The sequence below is a fragment of the Streptomyces sp. NPDC007856 genome (assembly GCF_042868225.1).
Taxonomy (GTDB): Bacteria; Actinomycetota; Actinomycetes; order Streptomycetales; family Streptomycetaceae; genus Streptomyces.
Genome location: NZ_JBIAEC010000031.1, coordinates 14,847 through 33,725 on the forward strand (window position 1 = coordinate 14,847; position 18,879 = coordinate 33,725).

The following is an 18,879-nucleotide window of genomic DNA, read 5'->3' on the forward strand; positions in this document are numbered from 1 at the left end:
GATGCCGTCGCGGCGTACAACCTCTGTGGTACGACCCCGACTTGGCGATGATCGTACGCCGTGCCGCAGCCGGGAGGCGTCGGCGGGCCGGCTCAGGCCGACGGGCTGATGAGCTCGTCGGTGATCCACCGGGCGACCCCGGCGGGGTACGGCGACGGCAGTCCGAGCACGATGTGCCGGAAACCGGCGTCGATCGCCTCGCCGATCGCGTCCCGGGCACTGCCGGGCCGGTCGTAGGACACGGGCAGGTGGATCGAGCGGGTGACCGAAGCGGGGTCGCGGCCGATCTCCGTGCAATAGCGGTCCAGCAGCGCACTGCGGCCGGCGATGTCGTCGATGTCACCGCCGCCGGGGATGTTCCACAGGTCGGCGTGTTCGGCGACCACCCGCAGGGTCGCGGAGGAGCGGCCGCCGATGAGGATCGGCGGGTGGGGGCGCTGAACGGGTTTGGGGTTGCCGAACGCTCCGGTGAGACGGTGGTGGACGCCATGGAAGTCGAAGGGCTCGGCCTCCGTCCACAGCCGCCGGATCACCGTGCAGGCTTCGGCCAGGCTCGCCACGGCGTGCGCGGACTCGTGGAAGGGCAGGCCGTGTGCCGCGTACTCACGCCTGGCCAGGGGATGGCCGGGCCGTGAGCCGACGCCGATGCCGAAGTCGAGCCGGCCGCCGGAGACGATGTCGACGGTCGTCGCGATCTTGGCCAGCATCGCGGGCGGCCGGAACCGGTTGCTGGTCACGAGCACGCCGACGCGCAGGCGCCGGGTGTGGGCGGCGAGGGCCGCGAGCAGTGTCCAGCCCTCGAAGACCGGACCGTCCGGATCGCCGAAGATCGGCATGAGGTGATCGAACAGCCAGGCGTGCTCGATCTCCGGGATCGCGTCCGCCTCACGCCAGACCCGCAGCACGTCGTCGTAGTCGACCTGCGAGGGGGCGGTCATGATTCCGAAACGAGGCCGGGACGGGTGCGGCATGAGCTGGTGGTCCTTTCGGCACGGGAAACGTGGTGGTCCAGGACTTGGCTGTGGCGGATACGGCGCTCACCGGCGTCGCAGGGCCGGGTCGAGCAGCGCGGGCGGGGTGTCGTGCTTCTCCTCGGGGGCCAGGTCGGCTCCGGGGGCCACGACGGCGTCGATGGCGTCGAGCACGTCCGCGGACAACACGGTGTCGGCGGCGGCGAGTTGGGCCTGCAGATGGTCCCGCGTGCGGGGACCGACGAGCGCGCTGGTCACCGCGGGATGCGCGGTGACGAAACCGAGCGCGAGCTGGATCAGCGTGAGGCCGGCCTCGTCGGCGACCCGGGCCAACTGCTCGACGGCTTCGAGCCTGGCCCTGTTGGCGGGGACGCCGATGTCGAAGCGTTGCGGCATGAACGCCGAGCGGTTGGTCGTGATGTCCCGGCCCGCACGGATGGCGCCCGACAGCCAGCCAGAGGCCAGCGGGCTCCACACCAGCACGCCGAGCCCGTACTCCTCGGTCACGGGCAGCACATGGCTCTCGATTCCGCGCTGCAGGACGGAGTAGCTGGGCTGTTCGGTGACGTAACGGCCCAGATGGTGTTCCCGGGCGGTCCACTGCGCCTGGACGATGCGATACGCCGGGAAGGTCGAGGAGCCGAAGTAGCGGATCTTTCCCGCGCGTTGCAGGTCGGTCAGCGCCGACAGCGTCTCCTCGTCGCTGGTGTTCGGGTCCCACCGGTGGATCTGGTAGAGGTCGACGTGATCGACGCCGAGGCGGCGCAGGCTGTCGTCCAGCGCGGTGACCAGCCAGCGGCGCGAACCGCCCCGGTGGTTGCGCTCGTCACCCATCGGCATGGCGGCCTTCGTCGCCAGCACGATGTCGTCACGGCGGCCCGCGATGGCCTTGCCGACCATCTCCTCCGACTCACCGTCGCCGTACATGTCGGCGGTGTCGATGAGGTTGATCCCGCCGTCGAGAGCGGCGTCGACGAGGGCGGTGGCCTCGTCCTGGGTGGTGCGGCCGATCCTGCCGAAATTCATCGCGCCGAGCGCGAGAGAGCTGACCTGCACGCCGGTGCGGCCCAGGGTGCGGTACTGCATGACCTGTCTCCTCACTGCGGGGGAAGCGTCGTAGAAACAGAGGGCGAATAAGGGTGTGCCGCGGAATCCGACCGCGGGAGGTGGAGCTCGCGGCGACGGCGTGGCCTGCCCCGGGCGGCCCGGCTTGGCGGTCGGCCCGGCACTCTGCCACCATAAGTAAAGCGGAACGTCGTTCCGGAAAAGACGATACGGAACACCGTTCCGTTTAGCAAGCACGGCTGTGGAAGGAGCGGCGCTGTGAGCGACAGCGGCGAGGGGTCGGGGCGCGCGGCCCGGTCGAAGCGGAGCGATGCCCGGCGCAACAAGGAGGCGCTGCTCGACGCGGCCGCGGCGGTCTTCGTCACCTCGGGTGTGGAAGCACCGGTACGCGACATCGCGGCCCGGGCCGGCGTCGGGGTGGGAACGATCTACCGCCACTTCCCGACGCGCTCGGATCTCATCATCGCCGTCTACCGGCACCAGGTGGAGAGCCTGGCCGAGGCCGGTCCCGGCCTGCTGGAGGCGAGTGCCACCGCCCACGCCGCGCTCGGGCGGTGGATCGACCTCTTCGTCGACTTCCTGGTCACCAAACACGGACTCGCCGCCGTGCTGAAGTCCGACACCGCCGGCTTCGACACGCTCCACGCCTACTTCCTCGACCGGCTCCTCCCCGTCTGCACCGAGCTGCTCGAAGCCGCGGCCGCCGCCGGCGAGATCCGCTCCGACCTGCGGGCCTACGAGCTCATGCGGGGTGTCGGGAACCTCTGCATCGGAGCGGAGAGCGATCCCCGGTACGACGCGCGCCGGCTGGTGGAGCTCCTGGTCCAAGGCCTGCGCGCCGAGCCCGCCGACCCCCGGCCCGGCAGGTGAGGGAGGCGGGCACGGCGTGGCCCGAGGCGTTCTGTCGCCACTTCCGCCGGCCTGCGTGTACGGCCTCCGTACGCTCCCGGCGTGAAGTTCTTCCGGTCACGTGGCCGAAACAATGCGGGAAAGACCGCGACATCGCCGTTGACCCCAAGTCATGACCCTGTACGTGAAGGGGCGTTCCGCCGAGGCGGAGGCCGAGGAGCGCGCTGTGGCCGAGGCCCGGTCGGTGCTGCGTCTCGATACCTACGCGCCGCTGGCCCTGAGCGTCGCCGCGCCCGCGATGTGTGCCCACGGCCACCACAAGGAGGCCCTTGCCGCCTACGACGAACTGCTGCCGGTGTTCGGCAGGACGTTCGGCGCCGAGCATCCGCCGACGCTCAAACTCCGCTCGGACCACGCGCAGACGCTGGTCGGACTCGACCGGTATGCCGCATGCGAGGCGGAGTGCGCTGCCGTCGTCCGGATCGCCGACAGGAGAGTCGGGTCGCAGATGCCACTCATAGCGGAGGCCGCCCGCAACGGACTCGACGGGCGGTACCGCCGCCGCGCCGGCCATGGTCGCCGACCACCGGATCACCGCGGGCATCGACATGGACGGCAACCTGACCTACATCGACGGCTCACTCATGCCCGTCGCCCGGCACGGCCTCGACCGGCCGCTCCTGCTCCTGGGCAAGGACGGCGACACGGACACCGACCCCGGCTGGAAGTCGTTCCGCGCCCACAGCTCTCCCTGCGCGGCTCAGCCCATGGCTCGTTCACCGACGCGGAGACCCTCACGCCACAGCTGCATCTGCGGCGGTGCGAGCGGACCGACGACATCGGCACCATCGACCCGGCCACCGCGATACGCACCAACGAGGCATACGTCTCCGCCTACTTCGATCACTGCCTGCGACATGGTGTTCGTGAAGTGACCGTGGCGCCGCGGAGCGGAGCGGCTCGCGGGAGTGGCACAAGGGCTAACAACTGGGAGCGGCGTAGCGCGCCAGCTGGTCCTTGATCCACGGGTCGAACACCGCCAGGCGGTGCCGGGCGGCGGGGTCGAACCACGCCAGCTGGCCGGCGACCCACGGATCGATGGACTGCAGACCGCGGTGGTGGTGCTGGGTGTGCCGGGCGGGCACGGCCGAGGCGCCGGCAGTGGTGTGCCCGGTACTCCCTGGAGCGGCCGCCGCGGGACCGCCGCCGGCGAGGAGCACGCCCGCAGCCGTCGCGGTGGCAGCTCCTGCCACGGCCGCTTTCCGTATCAGCTTCTTCATGGCCTTCTCCTTCCGGTGGGACCGATGACCGTCCCATGGCCGGAACGGGCGCCTACCCCGCGGGTCACGCCTCATGCGTCCCGCGGGTCCCGGCCCGGAACGCGGCGGGGATCTCGCCGGTGCGCCGCCGGTGTAGAGGGTGCCAGGGGAGACGCCGAGGAGCTTGGGGATCGAAGTGATGGAGCGGCCGGGGTCAGTCAGCAGGTCGCGGGCCGCCCGGGTGGAGGAAGGCGTGGCACACGACCGGGAGTCCGAAAAAGCCCCTTGCCCAATGGTCAATAAGTGTTGACCATTGGGGCATGCCTACCGATGATCTTCCAGAGACGTTCCACGTCACCACCGACGAACAGCTACGCGCCGTTTCCAATCTCACGCGTCACCGGATCATGGCCGTGCTCCGCTTCGAGCCTGCGACGATCACGCAGATCGCCGAGCGGGTGGGCCTTGCGAAGGGGAGTTCCAGCTACCACGTACGGCTGCTCGAACGGGCCGGCCTGGTGAAGGTGGTCCGGACGCGGAAGGTCCGGGGGGTCACCGAGCGGTATTACGCAATGGCCGCGCGGAAGGTCGTGCTGCCGGATCCGGGCGAGGGAGGGCCGAATGTGCTGATGCGGCATGCGGTGGCGGACCTGGAGGCGGCGCCGGTGGATGGCGAGCGGCATGTGCGGATGGCGCATCTGCGGCTCACCGAGGAGCAGTTCGCGGAACTGGGGGCGCGGCTTGAGGCACTGGCGGACGAGTACCGGGAGCTGTCCGATCCGTCGCTGCCGGACGCGTCACTCGTCTTCGCACTGTTCCACCCGGCATCGCGCGAGCAGACCGAAGGGGACGCCAAGTGACCTCAGACGTCCGGAAGCTGCCGCCCGGCTTCGGGCGGCTGTGGACTGCGCAGACGGTGTCCTCGCTCGGTGACGGGGTGACGCATGCCGCACTGCCGCTGCTCGCGTTGACATTGACGCGGGATCCGATGGCGCTCGCCGTCGTCACGGCTGCCGGAACGCTGCCATGGCTGCTCTTCGGGGTGCTCGGCGGTGCGCTGGTGGACCGCTGGAACCGCCGGCGCACGATGTGGGTCACGGACGCGGCGCGTGCGGTGCTGCTCGCCATACCGGCGGCGGCGGCCGCGCTCGACGTGCTGAGCATTCCACTGCTCGCGGCCGTCGCCTTCCTCCTCGGCCTCGGCGGACTCTTCTTCGACACGGCCGCCACGGCCTTTCTGCCGGATCTGCTCGGCCGCGACCCCGCGCTCCTGGAGCGCGCCAACTCCCGCCTGCGCGGCACCCAGACCGCCGCGTCCGGCTTCGCCGGGCCGCCTGCGGGCAGTGCCCTGCTCGCGCTCGGTCGGGCGGTTCCGCTGCTCGCCGACGCGGTGTCGTTCGCGCTCTCCGCACTGCTCGTACGGTCGCTGCCTGCCGCACCCCGGCCCGTACCGCAGGCCCGTGAGTCGCTGCTGCGGCAGGCGCGGGCCGGCGCCTCGTACGTATTCCGGGATCAGTTGCTGCTCGGGCTCGCGCTGCGTCCGGCGGTCGGGAACATCGCCTTCCTCGCCGTGGAGACCGTACTCGCCCTCTTCGCGCGCGACCGTCTCGGCATCGGCACCTTCGGCTTCGGCCTGCTCCTCACGGCGGAGGCCACCGGCGGTCTGCTCGGCGCGGGCATCGCCTCCTTCCTGGGCCGACGACTCGGCACCGGCACCGCGCTGACCTGCACGGCCACAGTCGAGGGACTCGCCGTCCTGGGCCTTGCCGCCGCCCCGAACCCATACGCCGCCGGCCTCGCGCTCGCCATCTGCGGCGCGGGCATGGGCGCCACGATGGTGCTCGGCCCCTCCCTCCGACAGGCGATCGTCCCCGCCCACCTGATGGGCCGGGTCGTCTCCACCTCCCGCATGCTCGCCATGTGCGCCGCCCCGTTCGGCGCCTTCCTGGGCGGCTGGCTGGCCACCACCTACGACGTACGCACCCCGCTCTACACCGCAGCCGGCCTCCTCCTGGCCATGACCGCCATCACCGCGACCATGACCAGCAACCGCCGGGTTGAGGCGGCGCTGCATGCCGCCGCCCCGGCCGATGCCCCAGATCGACCGGAATCCCGGGATCCCGTTCAGGAGGGTGCCAGTTAGGGGCTCCGCGCGGCCGTTGAGCCAGTGCTGAGCCCAGCTCGGCGTTCCTCGCCTCGACCCCGGAGCGTCGGGCGCCCGGCCTCCATGGGGCGTTGAGGACCAGATCGAGGGCGGCGAGCCGGTCCTCCTGGCCCTCCCGGTACGCCTGGCGGATCTGGCCCCGGCCGCCGTGGCGGATCGCGCGGGCCACAGGGTGGTGGGCCCCCCGCACGGTCAGCTGCCGGTTCATCAGCCGACGGTAGGTGTCGTCGACCGGGTCGACCATCAGCTCGTGGCGACCGGCGCCACCGGGCAGGGCGCCGCGTTGGTCCGCGTCGGCACGCGTGCACCTCCCGGCGGGGGTTGTTCGGCCTGCCGTGCACCCTGTACGACCGCGGACGCTGTGCTGCCCGGCGGCCGCGGGCTTATGGTGGGCCGTCACTTGCGTCCGTCCGAGGGGAACTGATGGAGCCCGGGACCAGGATCGTGCGATTCGCCGCCGGCTGCGCGGCTGCCCTTCTGATCAGTGCCGGCCTCACCACCACGGCATCCGCCGAGACAGCCGCGGCACCCGCCGACACGACCACAGCGTCCGCCGACGGCGCCACGCAGTCCGCCGACGGCGCCGAGTTCGCCGACGGTGTCACGGGGGGCCCCAACCCGCTCGCCGACCAGCTCGACGCGTACTGGACGCCGGCCCGGATGGAGGCGGCGCTGCCCGCCGACGTCCTCAAAGGCACCGGCACCGATACGACAGCGACCGGCTCCGCCCCCGCCGTGGACGGCCCCCGGCCGGGTGAGTACATCCCGCCCAGCCGGAGCTTCGACGGCATCCCCCAGGCCGGCACCTTCTTCTGGACGGACGCCACCGGTACCGGCCGGACGTGCAGCGGCTCCGTCGTGCGCAGCCCCGGCCATGACCTGGTTCTGAGTGCCGGCCACTGTCTGAAGGGCTATGCGGGCACCTCGCCCAAGCGGCACCTGGCCTTCGTCCCGCAGTACCACGACAGCCTCAAGCCGTTCGGGATCTTTCCCGTGCGGACCAACGGCGTCTACGTTGCCCAGCAGTACTACGACCTGGGCGAACACGCGGGCGCCCGCTACGACTTCGCCTTCGCGGTCACCGAGCCCAACCAGGACGGAACACGCCTGGAGGACGCCGTCGGCGGCGTGCGGCTGCTCACCGGGACCGGCTACTACCACTTCCCGGTACGGATGATCGGCTATCCGGCGGGGGCGGAGAAGCCCCTGGTGTGCTGGAGCTGGACCACCAGGTGGGACAGCGACGACCCGGCCGACCCGGGCACGTTCCCGCGCATCGCCTGCGACGCCTTCGTGGGCGGGACCAGCGGTGGCCCCATGCTCGTGCCCTGGCCCGGTGGATGGGCGGTCGTCGGAGTGATCGGCGGCTATCACACCGGCGGCAACACCCCGCAGATCTCTTACAGCGCCTACTTCGGCGCCGCTACCCAGGCCCTCTATTCTGCGGCGGTCACCGGCGCCCCACCGGCCGGACCGCACCTCGCCTCCGGCTGACCGACGGGCACGGGCGCTCATCGACATGCGTGGCCCCGTCAGAAACCGGTATGTGCACGTTGAGTGCCATGACCGCGTCAGCGTGGCACGATGGTGATGCATCTCACACCCTATAGAGGGGGTGCACCATGGCCGTGTCGGAAGCAACGCCCGGACCGAAGACCCGCAAACCCGGGCTTCGGCGTGAGATCGGCTTCGTCGGTCTCATCTGGGCCTCGGAGGGCTCGATCATCGGATCCGGCTGGCTGTTCGGCGCGCAGGGCGCCCTGGCGGCCGCAGGGCCGGCGGCGATCATCTCCTGGGCCATCGGCGGCCTGGCGATCCTGATCCTGGCGCTGGTGCATGCGGAGCTCGGCGGCATGTATCCGGTCTCGGGTGGCACCGCACGCTTCCCGCACTACGCCTTCGGGGGCGCCGCCGGCGCGTCGTTCGGCTGGTTCTCCTGGCTGCAGGCGGCCACGGTGGCGCCGATCGAGGTGCTGGCGATGATCACGTACGGCCAGCACTACTCCTGGGCGAACGGCTGGGAGAAGGTCAAGGGCGGCGAGCATGTCCTGACCCCGCCCGGCATCGCCGTCGCGGTCGGCCTGATGGCGGTCATCACGGCCATCAACTTCCTCAGCATCCGGCTGCTGGCCCGCACCAACAGCGCGGCGACCTGGTGGAAGGTCGGCATCCCGCTGCTGACCATCTTCGTCTTCGCCATCGCCCAGTTCCACGCGAGCAACTTCACCGCGGCCGACGGCTTCAACCCCTACGGGGCCAAGGGCATCCTGTCCGCCGTCTCCACCAGCGGCATCATCTTCGCGCTGCTGGGCTTCGAGCAGGCCGACCAGCTCGCCGGCGAGAGCGCCAACCCCAAGCGGGACATCCCCCGCGCGGTGATCGGGTCGATCCTCATCGGCATCCTGATCTACATCCTGCTGCAGGTCACCTTCCTCGCCGCACTCCCCGCCTCCCAGATCGGCAGCCACTGGGCCAACTCCGCGTTCACCGCGCTGAGCGGACCGTTCGCCCAGGTCGCCACGCTCATCAGCCTGGGCTGGCTGGCCACGGTCCTCTATCTCGACGCCGTGATCTCCCCCGCCGGCACGGGTCTGATCTACATCACCGGCTCCTCCCGGGTGTCGTACGGCCTCAGCCGCAACGGCTATGTGCCGTCCGCGTTCGAGAACACCAACCGGCGCGGTGTTCCCTGGGTGGGCCTGATCACGGCCTTCGTGGTGGGCTGCATCTGCTTCCTGCCGTTCCCCAGCTGGCGTTCCCTGGTCGGCCTGATCACGAGCGCGAGCGTGCTGATGTATGCCGGTGCCCCGCTCTCCTTCGGGGTGTTCCGCAACCGGCTGCCCGACGCCCACCGTCCCTACCGGCTGCCCGGCGGCGGTGTGCTGTCGCCGCTCGCCTTCGTCGTCGCCAACCTGCTGATCCTCTGGTCGGGTTGGACCACCGACTGGAAGCTCGGCGTCGCCATCCTGATCGGCTACGTCATCCTGGTCGCGAACCGGCTGTTCAAGATGAACCCCATCACTCCCCAGCTCGACCTGCGTGCCGCGCAATGGCTGCCGGTCTACCTGGTGGGCATGGGGCTCATCGTCTACCTCAGCGACTTCGGCCCGCTCAAGCACCCCTGGTTCCCGCTGTGGTGGGACATCGGGGTCACGTCCGCGTTCAGCCTCGTCATCTACTACTGGGCCATGGCGGTCGCCCTGCCCAGCGAACAGATCCAGCGGCTGATCGACCAGGTCGTCGTACCGGAGAAAGAGGACGTCCTCTGACATCCCCTCCGACATCCCACCAAACGCCCTGCGGCCCAGCGGTGATCCGCTGTCAGCCCAGCCGGAACTTCTGGGCCGCCGAGCCGTTGCAGTCCCAGATCTGCAGCCGCGTCCCATTGGCCGTCGCACCACTGGGAGAGTCCAGACACCGCCCCGACTGAGGATTCAGCAGCGAACCATCACCCTGCTGCACCCACTTCTGCCCACCCACACCATCGCAGTCCCACAACTCCACCTGCGTGCCGTTCGCCGTCCCATTGCCGTTGATGTCCAGACACCGGCCCAGCGTGCGCAGACTTCCGTCGGTGAAATGCGTCCAGTGCTGGTCCTCCGCGTACGACTGGCAGTCCCACAGCTGGACGGCCGCCCCGTCCGTGCCGGTGTCGTCGGCCGCCACATCGACGCACTTGCCGCCGGGGCCGGTGATGGTGCCCTGGGGGCCGTTTGGAACGTTCGTCTCGCCGGAGTAGCCGACGGAGACGATGTTCGCCTGGACGGCGTTCTCGGCGGCGTCGGTCGGGTAGCCGGAGACCATCACGCCCTCGAAGAACGTGCCCATGTTCCAGTTGCTGTTGTCACCGCCCGTGCCGAGGATGATGCCGCCCTCCTGGTGCATGGGCCGATAGCCGCCGCGGGTGGGCAGGGCGCCGTCCCACCAGGTGGTGAGCGCGCCCGACTGTGCGTCGCCGCCCTTGAGGGCGTACCGCGTCCGGCCGTCGTTCTTCAGTACGGCGGTGACGAAGGTGCTGCCGTTGCCCCGGTTGACGGTGTTGGAGCCGTTGTCGCCCTGGAACATGCCGTTCTCCAGGTCGGCCTCGACCCACGGCCCGGAGCCGGTGCACGGTGCGAAGTAGCAGGTGGTCGCGAGACTGACGGCGTCCATGTGGCCGTTGCCGGTGTCGGCCGGTGCGCTCTCGGCGTTGCCGTAGTCGAAGCAGCAGGCGGAGCCCACGTGAGTGCCGCTGGCCACCATGTAGGCGCCCTCCGGTTGTCCGTTCACAGCCACACCGGGGGCGGCGCCCGTGTACCGGTAGCCGACTCCGGGCGAGATCCACACGCCGTACACCTTGTGCCCGCCGGCGGTGACGGCGATCTCGGAGGCGTCCGCGCCCCGGTCCGCGCCCATGCCGGAGGTGCCCGCCGGGCCCGGGGTGAGGTCGTTGTGCCGGGAGGTCTGGTCGTAGATCCTCGTGATGGCGCAGGTGGTGTCCGCGCAGAACCTGTCCTGCCCGCCGGCGTCGGCGTAACCGCCCGGGGACAGCAGCCCGATGTCGGCGCCCGCTCCGTCCGAGGCGCGAGTGACCCGGTACAGCGGGCCGTCGTAGGAGGAGAAGAGCGCGCGCACCGTGCTGTGCGCGGCGACGCAGGGGGTGCCGGCGGCGGCGTAGATGTCACAGGGCAGCGAACCCGCGGCCTGTGACGGTCCGGGCAGGCCGAGCAACGCGCCCAGGACCAGGCCGATGACGGCCAGGAGCGACGCGAGCGATCTGGGGCTTCCGCGCATGCTGGGCTCCTCGATGTGGGGGGGATCGGGGCTGGGAGCATTCGAGTTGGAGCGCCGGGGCGGCCGTTGCGGAACGTACGCACAGTGGTGGTTGCCGTCAAGATTTGTTGCTTTGACCTTATGAAAAGTTTTGGACTTGGGCCAAGTCGTCGGCTACACATTCGATGTGACGTCATGTCAGGCGAACGGCTGGTTCTGTACCGCGCGGCCTTGACAGCTGGGGCTGAAGGGGCAACGTTCGGGACAACGTTGTCGAAGGGACATGGTCACGATGGTGCCGTTCCGCCTTCTGTCCGTGCTGGCCACTGGCGCCCTGGTCCTGGGTGCCGCCTCAGCCCCCGCCCATGCCGATCCCGTCTCGCTCGCGCCGGTCACCGATCCGGCCTCTCTCGTGAACCCGTTCATCGGCACTTCGCACGCCGCCGACGACTTCCCGGGGGCCGACACCCCGTTCGGGATGGTCCAGTGGAGCCCCGACACCAGCCCGCACCGGCCGGACGGCGGCGGCTACGAGTACGCCGATTCGGCCATCACCGGCTTCGGCCTCACCCACATCGCGGGGCCGGGCTGCCGGGCCGCCGGCGACATCCCCGTGCTGCCGACCGTCGGTGCGGTCGACACGGGCGCCACCGACAGCTTCTCGCACGCCAACGAGTCCGCGACCCCCGGCTCCTACACCGTGTTGCTGGACAACGGCGTCAAGACGGAACTGACCGCCACCACCCGCAGCGGCATGGCCCGTTTCACCTTCCCGTCCACCCGCCAGGCGAACCTCCTGTTCAAACTGACGGGCAGCGAGAACGGGGACACCGCCGCCGAGTTCGACGTGGCGAACGACAGAGAGGTCAGAGGCAAGGTCACCAGCGGCAACTTCTGCGGCGAGGGCAACTCCTACACCGTCTACTACGACATGGTCTTCGACCAGCCGTTCCGCCACGGCGGCACCGCCCTGGCCGCCGCCACGCCCACCACGCCGAGGAGCAACGCCTCCCCCAGCGCTCCCGAGGCGCCGAACAAGCCCACCCTGCACGGCGCCGGGCCCCGCACACCCCACACCTTCACCCCCCGGACGAGCGGCTCCGACGGCTATGTCACATTCGACACCACCACCGACCGGGCCGTTCAGGCCAAGGTCGGCATCTCCTATGTGTCGGCCGCCGACGCCGTGGGCAACCGGCAGGCGGAGAACAGCGGTTGGAACCTGGCCAAGGTGCGCGGCGCGGCGCACGACGCCTGGAACTCCCTGCTCGGCCGGGTGCGGATCGCCGGCGGGACGCCCTCCCAGCAGACCGTCTTCTACACCGCGCTCTATCACGCGCTGCTGCATCCGAACGTGATCAGTGACACCAACCGCCGCTATCCCGGCTTCGACGGCAGGATCCACACCGTCGACAAGGGCCACGGCGCCGCCTACGCCAACTACTCGGGCTGGGACGTCTACCGCTCGCAGGCCCAGCTCGAGGCCCTGGTCGCGCCGCAGACCGCCGCCGACACCGCCCAGTCGATGGTCGACGACTACCGCCAGACCGGACTTTTCCCCAAATGGTCGGAGAACAACGGCGAGACCTATGTCATGGTCGGCGATCCGGCGGACGAGATCATCGCCGACTACTACGCCTTCGGGGCCAGGAAGTTCGACACCGCGACCGCGCTGAAGGGCATGATCGCGGAGGCCACCGACCCCAACAACAACCGGCCCGGGCTCGCCTATCTGGAGCAGCTCGGCCGACTGCCCAGCAACGGCAAGTACGGGTGCTGCAACTTCTACGGCCCGGCGTCCACCACGCTGGAGTACAACTCCGCAGACTTCGCCGTCTCGGCCTTCGCCGGTGCCCTCGGACACACCGCGGACCAGCACCGGTTCGCGGACCGGGCACAGGACTGGCAGAACCTGTTCAATTTCGGCAGCGGTTTCATCCAGCCCCGCGACGCCTCGGGCACCTGGACGGCCGGCTTCTCGCCGACGTCGGGCAGGAACTTCGTCGAGGGCGACTCCTGGCAGTACACGCCGATGGTGCCGTTCAACGTGCACGGACTGGCGACCTCCATGGGCGGCGACGCGGCCCTCGCCAAGTACCTGGACACGGACCTGTCCTCGCTGACCGGCTCCGGCGGCTACACCGACCTGGGCAACGAACCCAGCCTCAACATCCCCTGGGAGTACGACTACATCGGCCGCCCGTACCAGACGGAGAAGGTCGTCCGGCAGGTCCAGGACCAGATCTGGACCGACGGCCCGTCCGGACTCGCGGGCAACGACGACCTCGGTGAGATGAGCTCGTGGTACGTGTGGTCCGCCCTCGGCATGTACCCGGAGACCCCCGGCACCGCAGACCTGGCCCTGGGCAGCCCGCTCTTCAGCCAGGCCGTGATCACCTTGCCGTCCGGCCACACCCTCACCGTCAACGGCACGGGAGCCGCGGACGACGCGCCGTACGTCGAGTCCGCCACCTGGAACGGCACGGCATGGAACGCCGCCCACGCCCCCGACGGCGCCCTCACCGGCGGCGGCACCCTCACCTACGTCCTCGGCGCCTCGCCCAACACGTCCTGGGCGTCCGACGCCTCCGCCGCCCCCCGCTCCTACCCGGGCACGCCCGGCTACACCGACGTCGGGGCGTCCGGCGACACCGCCGCGGCCTCGGCCAACTTCGACGGCGCGGGCTACAGCTACTCCGCGCACGCCCTGGCCGCCGCGGGAGTCACCCCCGGCTCGAAGGTCACCGCCGACGGGGTCGGCTTCACCTGGCCCGACGTGGCACCCGGCGCAGCGGACAACTACGTGGCGAACGGGCAGACGGTACGGACCTCCGGCTCCGGCAGCATCTCCTTCCTGGGCGCCGCCAACAACGGCCCGGTGTCCGGCACCGCGACCGTCACCTACACGGACGGCACGACCCAGTCGGTCCCCGTCGGCCTGTCCGACTGGACGCTGAGCGCGGGCGCCGCCTCACCCCTCCCCGGCAACACCGTCGCGGTGACCATGCCCTACCGCAACCACGCGGGCACCGCTTCCGACGGCACGCGGACGTATGTGTTCGCCACGGCGCCGGTGGCCCTGAGTCCGGGCAAGACCGTCAGCACCGTGCGTCTGCCGTCCGACGTCGCCGCCGGGGGCCTGCACGTCTTCGCGATCGGCTTCGGCGGCGCAGCGCAGGCACGGGGAGGGAACTGACCGCCGAAACATGCCGTTGAGTGGAGCAATCACCGGGGTACGGGGGCGCGGCACATCAGGCTGGACGGGTGAAGCACGGACGGACCGGCCGGGAGCCGGAGCAGGACGGCACACCCACACGGCCCCGGGTGCCGGCCCCTCCGGCGTGGCTGCGCTGGCTGCCGCTCCTGTACGTCGCGGCCGTGTTGCTGGTGGAGCCGGTCACGCCCCTCGACTGGCCGGTGAGCTTCGCCCTGATCGCCGTGCCCGTACTGGCCGCGTTCGGGCACGGCCCCGTGGCCGTCGGCGCCGCCACGGTGTTCGCCGTCGGCCTCGAGGCGGTGCTGGCCGGTACTCCCTGCTGCGCGGGCCGGTCCGCCGGCTATCTGCTGGACCGTCACTACATCGCCACCTACATCTGTACGACCCTCGTGGGCGGCCTCGGCGCGATCCTGGCCGCCCACCGGATCCGGCGTGAACGCACGCTCGCCGACGTGCGGTTCGTGGCCGAGACCGCGCAGCGCGTCCTGCTCCGCCCCCTGCCGCACCGGATCGGCAACCTCCGCCTGCAGAGCCTCTACCTCTCCGCCGCCGCGGAGGCACGAATCGGCGGCGACCTCTACGAGGCGGTCCCGAGCCGGTTCGGCGTCCGTCTGCTCATCGGTGACGTCCGCGGCAAGGGGCTGGTGGCGGTCGAGACCGCGGCCGCCATGCTCGGGGCGTTCCGTGAGGTGGCGTACGACGAACCCGATCTGCTCGCTCTGGCCGGCCGGGTGGACACGAGCATGAGCCGCAGGGCGACGCAGCTCGGCGGGACCGAGACGAGCGAACGGTTCGTCACCGCGGTGTTCGCCGAGATCCCCGCCGACGGCCACATCGTCCGTATCGTCAACTGCGGCCATCCGCCGCCCATCCGGCTGCGGCCCGACGAGGTGGTCGAACTGGACAGCGGGCGGCCGGCACCGCCCCTGAACCTCGGCATGCTGGTCGAGGACCCGTATCACCTCGACACCTATCCGTTCCGGCCCGGCGATCAACTGCTGCTGTACACGGACGGCGTCACGGAGACGCGGGACGCGACCGGCGCCTTCTACCCGCTGCTCGACCGTCTCCGCGCCTGGGGTCCCCTCCCGCCGGCGGAGCTGCTCGCACGGCTCCACGACGACCTGCTGGCCTACAGCCACAACAGCCTCAAGGACGACACCGCGGCGCTCGCGGTCTGCCTGCTGCCCGTGGAACCGTCGGCCGGGCAGCAGGCCGAGTGAGCGCGGCCCGGGTCAGAAGGCGGTGTGGGTGAACCAGTTGTCGAGGACCGCGGCCTGTCCCGAGACCTCGAAGGCGGGTTCCTGGTACGACCGCCGCCCGTAGAGCAGGAGCAGCAGGTCCGCCGCCCGCCCGCGCACCGCCGCCGTGACGTGCTCCGGGTCGCCGGCCTCGCGGCCCACCGGGCGGAAACCGTCCGGGTCCAGCCGCATGCGCCACTCCTCCCCGGGGCCGCCGTCGACGCCCGTGCTGCGGAACGCGAGGGTCTCGCCGTCACCGCGCAGCTTGGTCACACCGGGGGCGAAGAGGCCCGCGTAGGGCAGGTTCACGAGGAACTCGTCCACGCCGTCCGCCGCGAGCACGGGGTCGATGTCCGAGGTCAGGCCGAGCGCACGTTCCGCGTCGACCCGGTGCACCAGCGTCTCGAACAGCATCCGGCGGGCCCAGAACCGCGCGTGCCGGTCTTCGCCCCACACCCACATCGGTGCCTCGGGATCCGTGTCCCGCAGTACGGCCGCCACGCCGGGCACCCCCGCCGCCACCCAGTCGGGATGGTCGCGCAGGTTTTCCGGCAGCCCCAGCTCGATGTCGCGGCTGCGTGGGGGCTCCTGCACCAGTCGGGTCAGCAGGGTGCAGAACCAGCGCTGCAGTGCTCCGACGTGCCGGGTCAGGTCGGCCAGGGTCCAGTCGGGGCAGGTGGGCACCGGGGTCGTCGGGTCGACGCCCTGGACCACCTCGCAGTAGCGCAGGGTCTCGCGGGCGACGGCCTCGCGGTAGGTGTCGTACGGCAGTGGATGCCCCGCCGTGTGTGTCGCTGTCATCTGCTGCCGCCGTCCTGTTCTGCGCTGGGCACGGAGTGTCGTCACGGTCAGTCTGGATGCTGGAGTCCGCTCCAAGGCAAATCCGGGTCAGGGGATCTCCTGATCGGCCCAGATGATCTTCCCTTCGCCGGTGTACCGGGCACCCCAGCGCTGGGCGAGCTGGGCCACCAGGAAGAGCCCGCGGCCGCCTTCGTCCGTGCTCCTGGCGTGCCTGAGCCGGGGGGCCGTACTGCTGCCGTCGGAGACCTCGCAGGTGAGGCGGGCGTCGCGGAGCAGGCGTAGCCGTATGGGCGTCGCGGCGTAGCGGATGGCGTTGGTGACGAGTTCGCTCACGACGAGTTCGGTCGTCATGGCCAGTTCGCCGAGGCCCCACTGCTCGACCTGGCGGGTGGCGAGGGCGCGGAGGGTGCCGACGGCTGCCGGGTCGGGGGGTACCTCCCACCAGGCGACGTGGTCGGCTCCCAGGGTGTGGGTGCGGGTCAGGAGCAGGGCGATGTCGTCGGCCTGGGGCACGGGCACGAGCTGCCGTACGACGGACGCGCACAGCGTGTCCAGGTCGTCCCCGGTGTGGGCGAGGACCTCTCCGAGCCGGGACATGCCCCGCTCCACGTCGTGGTCGCAGCCCACGATGAGACCGTTGGTGTAGAGGCCGAAGAGGCTGTCCTCGGCCAGTTCGATCTCGGTGGCCTCGAAGGCCATGCCGCCCAGACCGAGCGGGGGTCCGGCGGGGATCTCCGGGAAGTAGGCGTGTCCGTCCGGGGCCACGACGACGGGCGGCGGGTGACCGGCCCGGGCCATCGTGCACCGTCTGCTGACCGGGTCGTAGACGGCGTAGAGACACGTCGCGCCGATGAAGGTGCTGCGGGCGGAGGTGCCGGCGGCCGCCTCCTCGTCGCTCAGCCGGAGCGCCAGGTCGTCGAGATGGGCGAGCAGGTCGTCGGGAGGCATCTCCATGGCGGCGAGGGTCTGCACCGCGGTGCGCAGCCGGCCCATGCTCGCCGCCGCGCCGATGCCGTGGCCCACCACATCGCCGATGACGAGGCCCACCCGTGCGCCGGACAGCGGGATCACGTCGAACCAGTCGCCGCCGACGCCACCGGAGGGGTCCGCCGGCAGATACGAGGAAGCCACCTCCAGCGCGGTGCCGCCGGTCAGGGCCGGCGGCAGCAGGCTGCGCTGCAGGGTGATCGCCGCCGCGTGCTCCCGGGTGTAGCGGCGGGCGTTGTCCACGCACACCGCCGCGCGTGCCACCAGTTCCCGGGCCAGCAGGACGTCGTCGGGCCCGAAGGAGACGGGGTTGAGCGACCGGACGAACGTGGCGAGCCCGAGGACGGTGTTCCGGGCCCGCATCGGCACGGCGATGAGCGAGTGCATGCCGTACGCACGGATGCGTTCCCTGCGCTCCGGGTCCCGTACGACCCACAGTTCCTCGGAGGGGTCGAGGACCGGGATGAGCAGGGGCTCGCCGTCGAGGAGCAGGTGACCGACTTGGGGCGGCGGGATGAACTCGACGCGGTCGCCGATCCGGACGACGGCCTCGGGCGTGCCCTCGCGCACCGAGCGCAGCGCCGCTCGGCGCATCACGGCCCTGGCGGGCGCGGGTCCCGCGTCGGTCAGCCACGCCCCGTGGCCCTCGGTGCTGAGCACGGGTTCCAGCAGGTCGACGACGACGAAGTCCGCGAAGCGGGGGACGGCGAAGTCGGCGAGCTCCTGGGCGGTCCGCATCACGTCGAGTGTGGTGCCGATGCTGGTGCCGGCCTCGTTGACCATGGTCAGCAGCTGCCGGGCGGTCCACCGCTCGGTGACGTCCTGGACCATGTAGCAGACGCCGGTGATGGTGTCGTCGGTGTCGACCAGGGGGAAGAAGGATGTCGAGTAGGCGTGCTGGCGGTGCGGGTCGGCCCAGCTCCAGCCCACGTACTCGTAGTCGGTCACCGGCAGGCCCGTCGCGATCACCTTGCGCATCAGGCCCTCCAGGGCCTCCGCCTGCAGCCCGGGCAGCAGTTCGCTGAGCCGGCGTCCGAGCCGCGCGTCCCGGGGGACGCCGCCGAGCCGTTCCAGGGTGTCGTTCAGCCAGACGTAGCGCAGGTCGGTGTCCATGACGGCCATGCCGATCGGTGAGCGGGTCAGGAACCCGTCCAGCACCGACTGGCCCATGGGCCACCGCTGCCGCTGTTCGCGGGCCGACAGCAGGAAGCACTCGGTGTCGCCGACACGGAACGAGGCCGAGACCCGCAGCTGGATGTCGAGGCTGCGGCCGTCGCGGTGCCGTACGGTGATCTGCCCGCTCCAGCCGTTTCCGGCGCGGCACCGCTCGACGACACCGGCGAGCCGTACGGGATCCTCGGGCATGGCGAGCAGGCGCGCGGCGGAGGCGCCCACGACGTCCCGTGCCGCGTGGCCGAGAAACGCTTCGGCACTGTGGGTCCAGCCGACCACGACGCCGTGTTCCGATATCACCGCGGCCGCGTCGGTGGACGCGTCGAAGAGATCACCCGGTCCCTGCGGCGTGGCTGCGTCGAAGCCCTCTGGCGCAGATTCCATCAGTTCCACCCTTACA

13 protein-coding genes and 1 pseudogene are annotated in these 18,879 nt (G+C 70.9%); 7 read left to right on the top strand and 7 right to left on the bottom strand.

Annotation, left to right across the window (positions count from 1 at the left end):
• Window positions 1-92: 92 nt before the first annotated feature.
• Both ACFYOH_RS40630 and ACFYOH_RS40635 read right to left on the bottom strand, forming a co-directional pair.
• A complete protein-coding gene (locus tag ACFYOH_RS40630) occupies window positions 93-971 on the bottom strand; it encodes an LLM class flavin-dependent oxidoreductase (RefSeq protein WP_388636343.1) in 879 nt (292 codons plus the stop codon).
• A 66-nt stretch (window positions 972-1,037) separates the two neighbouring features.
• Complete coding sequence (locus ACFYOH_RS40635) at window positions 1,038-2,057, bottom strand: aldo/keto reductase (RefSeq protein ID WP_388636345.1); 1,020 nt, start codon at window positions 2,055-2,057, stop codon at window positions 1,038-1,040.
• Between the two features lie 237 nt (window positions 2,058-2,294).
• On the opposite strand from ACFYOH_RS40635, the gene ACFYOH_RS40640 reads away from it, so the two are divergent.
• Window positions 2,295-2,906, top strand: coding sequence for a TetR/AcrR family transcriptional regulator (locus ACFYOH_RS40640; RefSeq protein ID WP_388636347.1), 612 nt, complete (start codon window positions 2,295-2,297; stop codon window positions 2,904-2,906).
• A gap of 959 nt (window positions 2,907-3,865) precedes the next feature.
• Here ACFYOH_RS40640 and ACFYOH_RS40645 read toward each other — a convergent pair.
• Window positions 3,866-4,165, bottom strand: a complete 300-nt coding sequence (locus ACFYOH_RS40645; RefSeq protein WP_388636349.1) for a hypothetical protein — start codon at window positions 4,163-4,165, stop codon at window positions 3,866-3,868.
• Window positions 4,166-4,464: 299 nt separating this feature from the next.
• Between ACFYOH_RS40645 and ACFYOH_RS40650 the strand changes: the two genes are divergently transcribed.
• Window positions 4,465-5,004, top strand: a complete 540-nt coding sequence (locus ACFYOH_RS40650) for an ArsR/SmtB family transcription factor (RefSeq protein ID WP_388636351.1) — start codon at window positions 4,465-4,467, stop codon at window positions 5,002-5,004.
• Window positions 5,001-6,287: an MFS transporter gene (locus tag ACFYOH_RS40655; RefSeq protein WP_388636353.1), complete on the top strand. Its 1,287-nt coding sequence runs from the start codon at window positions 5,001-5,003 to the stop codon at window positions 6,285-6,287. The genes ACFYOH_RS40650 and ACFYOH_RS40655 overlap by 4 nt, the downstream gene beginning before the upstream one ends.
• 88 nt (window positions 6,288-6,375) lie before the next feature.
• Here ACFYOH_RS40655 and ACFYOH_RS40660 read toward each other — a convergent pair.
• A pseudogene (locus tag ACFYOH_RS40660) lies at window positions 6,376-6,552 on the bottom strand (Tn3 family transposase); the annotation flags it as partial.
• Window positions 6,553-6,731: 179 nt separating this feature from the next.
• Here ACFYOH_RS40660 and ACFYOH_RS40665 point away from each other — a divergent pair.
• Window positions 6,732-7,802, top strand: a complete 1,071-nt coding sequence (locus ACFYOH_RS40665) for a trypsin-like serine peptidase (protein ID WP_388636355.1) — start codon at window positions 6,732-6,734, stop codon at window positions 7,800-7,802.
• Window positions 7,803-7,930: 128 nt separating this feature from the next.
• Window positions 7,931-9,577, top strand: coding sequence for an APC family permease (locus tag ACFYOH_RS40670; RefSeq protein WP_388636357.1), 1,647 nt, complete (start codon window positions 7,931-7,933; stop codon window positions 9,575-9,577).
• Window positions 9,578-9,629: 52 nt separating this feature from the next.
• Here ACFYOH_RS40670 and ACFYOH_RS40675 read toward each other — a convergent pair whose 3' ends face one another.
• Window positions 9,630-11,081 carry an arabinofuranosidase catalytic domain-containing protein gene (locus ACFYOH_RS40675; RefSeq protein ID WP_388636359.1) on the bottom strand — a complete coding sequence of 484 codons (1,452 nt, stop codon included), beginning with the start codon at window positions 11,079-11,081 and terminating at the stop codon, window positions 9,630-9,632.
• A 262-nt stretch (window positions 11,082-11,343) separates the two neighbouring features.
• Here ACFYOH_RS40675 and ACFYOH_RS40680 point away from each other — a divergent pair, with 262 nt between their 5' ends.
• Together ACFYOH_RS40680 and ACFYOH_RS40685 are read left to right on the top strand one after the other, a co-directional pair.
• On the top strand, window positions 11,344-14,256 hold the full coding sequence (locus ACFYOH_RS40680) for a lectin (protein WP_388636361.1): 2,913 nt from the start codon (window positions 11,344-11,346) through the stop codon (window positions 14,254-14,256).
• Between the two features lie 68 nt (window positions 14,257-14,324).
• Entirely contained in the window at window positions 14,325-15,500 is a 1,176-nt protein-coding gene (locus ACFYOH_RS40685; protein WP_388636363.1) for a PP2C family protein-serine/threonine phosphatase, read from the top strand.
• Between the two features lie 12 nt (window positions 15,501-15,512).
• Here the strand turns inward: ACFYOH_RS40685 and ACFYOH_RS40690 are convergent, their stop codons facing one another.
• Both ACFYOH_RS40690 and ACFYOH_RS40695 read right to left on the bottom strand, forming a co-directional pair.
• Window positions 15,513-16,319: a maleylpyruvate isomerase family mycothiol-dependent enzyme gene (locus tag ACFYOH_RS40690; protein WP_388636365.1), complete on the bottom strand. Its 807-nt coding sequence runs from the start codon at window positions 16,317-16,319 to the stop codon at window positions 15,513-15,515.
• An 87-nt stretch (window positions 16,320-16,406) separates the two neighbouring features.
• The gene (locus tag ACFYOH_RS40695) at window positions 16,407-18,863 is read right to left on the bottom strand and encodes a SpoIIE family protein phosphatase (RefSeq protein ID WP_388636367.1); all 2,457 of its coding nucleotides are present in this window, start codon (window positions 18,861-18,863) and stop codon (window positions 16,407-16,409) included.
• Between the last annotated feature and the right edge of the window lie 16 nt (window positions 18,864-18,879).

Coding starts and splice junctions, on each gene's coding strand:
- ACFYOH_RS40630 (WP_388636343.1), bottom strand. CDS start 971: ATGCCGCACCCGTCCCGGCCTCGTTTCGGAATCATGACCGCCCCCTCG.
- ACFYOH_RS40635 (WP_388636345.1), bottom strand. CDS start 2,057: ATGCAGTACCGCACCCTGGGCCGCACCGGCGTGCAGGTCAGCTCTCTC.
- ACFYOH_RS40645 (WP_388636349.1), bottom strand. CDS start 4,165: ATGAAGAAGCTGATACGGAAAGCGGCCGTGGCAGGAGCTGCCACCGCG.
- ACFYOH_RS40650 (WP_388636351.1), top strand. CDS start 4,465: ATGCCTACCGATGATCTTCCAGAGACGTTCCACGTCACCACCGACGAA.
- ACFYOH_RS40665 (WP_388636355.1), top strand. CDS start 6,732: ATGGAGCCCGGGACCAGGATCGTGCGATTCGCCGCCGGCTGCGCGGCT.
- ACFYOH_RS40670 (WP_388636357.1), top strand. CDS start 7,931: ATGGCCGTGTCGGAAGCAACGCCCGGACCGAAGACCCGCAAACCCGGG.
- ACFYOH_RS40675 (WP_388636359.1), bottom strand. CDS start 11,081: ATGCGCGGAAGCCCCAGATCGCTCGCGTCGCTCCTGGCCGTCATCGGC.
- ACFYOH_RS40680 (WP_388636361.1), top strand. CDS start 11,344: ATGGTCACGATGGTGCCGTTCCGCCTTCTGTCCGTGCTGGCCACTGGC.
- ACFYOH_RS40690 (WP_388636365.1), bottom strand. CDS start 16,319: ATGACAGCGACACACACGGCGGGGCATCCACTGCCGTACGACACCTAC.
- ACFYOH_RS40695 (WP_388636367.1), bottom strand. CDS start 18,863: ATGGAATCTGCGCCAGAGGGCTTCGACGCAGCCACGCCGCAGGGACCG.